Here is a 1,115-nt window from a genome sequence, read left to right on the forward strand (position 1 = left end):
GCCGCCAGTGCTGTGGTGATTCTGAACGAAACTGACAAGCCGACAAGACAAATAGCAGACAACCGAAAATAAGCGCTTTTTTCACCACAACCACCTAGGACACTAAACGCTCTAGAATGTCAGCGACAATGCCATCACCTGCCTTTTGGCTGATTTCCACCAGACAGGTAGGTGATGTGACATTGATTTCTGTGAGATGCTCGCCAATCACATCAAGCCCCACAAATCGCAAGCCTCTTGTCGCCAAGACGGGGCCGACTTGCTGGGCAATCCACCGATCCCGCTCTGATAACGGCTGAACAACGCCATGCCCACCCGCCGCGAGGTTGGCGCGGGTTTCTCCTTGTGCAGGGATGCGAGCGAGACAGTACGCTAACGGCTCGCCATCCACAAGAATAATTCGTTTGTCGCCGTTTTTTACTGCGGGGAGATAATTTTGCACCATGATGGGCGTTCTTCCATTTTCCGTGAGGGTTTGCAAAATCACGGTCACGTTAGGGTCTCCGGCGCGGATACGAAAAATTGATTGTCCACCCATGCCATCAAGCGGCTTGCAGATCACATCACCAACGGTTGTGCAAAACGCCCGGAGTTGCTCTATGTCCGCTGCGACGAGCGTATTTGGAATGCACTGGGGGAATTCGAGGATGGCGAGTTTTTCGTTATGGTTGCGAATGGCTTGCGGGTCATTGACGACCTGGGCTCCCTGTTTTTGCGCCAGCTCCAAAAGGTAAGTGGCATAAATGTAACGCATATCAAAAGGGGGGTCTTTACGCATCAGCACACAGTCAAAGTCTCTCAGTGACCACCAAGCCTCCTCGCCTGTGGTCGGATGGCGATCGTTGGTCAACGACAGTGGGCTGAACAGGCCTTGCACAACCTCATTTTGGATGCATAGGTGACGGGGCTCGCCAGCATAGACGTGCCATCCTTTTTGCTGAGCCGCATACGCGAGCAACAACGAAGTGTCTTTGGCTGGTTTTAATGTCGATACGGGATCAAGAAGTAGTGCGATTTTTTTCATGGTAGCGTCCATCGTCGGTATGGTGATTATTGTCCCTTCTTTACGAATTTTGATCCAGTTGTCTATAGTGTGTCTTAGTTCACTTGAAAAA

The 1,115-nt window shown here is 51.1% G+C and carries 1 protein-coding gene; it reads right to left on the reverse strand.

Annotation, left to right across the window (positions count from 1 at the left end; translation table 11 throughout):
- Positions 1-94: 94 nt before the first annotated feature.
- Complete coding sequence (locus D6694_13875) at positions 95-1,024, reverse strand: glutathione synthase (GenBank protein ID RMH36513.1); 930 nt, start codon at positions 1,022-1,024, stop codon at positions 95-97.
- Between the last annotated feature and the right edge of the window lie 91 nt (positions 1,025-1,115).

It is taken from the genome of Gammaproteobacteria bacterium, assembly GCA_003696665.1.
In the GTDB taxonomy this organism is placed as follows: domain Bacteria; phylum Pseudomonadota; class Gammaproteobacteria; order Enterobacterales.

Bases quoted from the DNA above. Each gene is read 5' to 3' on its own strand.
- D6694_13875 (RMH36513.1), bottom strand. From the start codon at position 1,024: ATGAAAAAAATCGCACTACTTCTTGATCCCGTATCGACATTAAAACCA.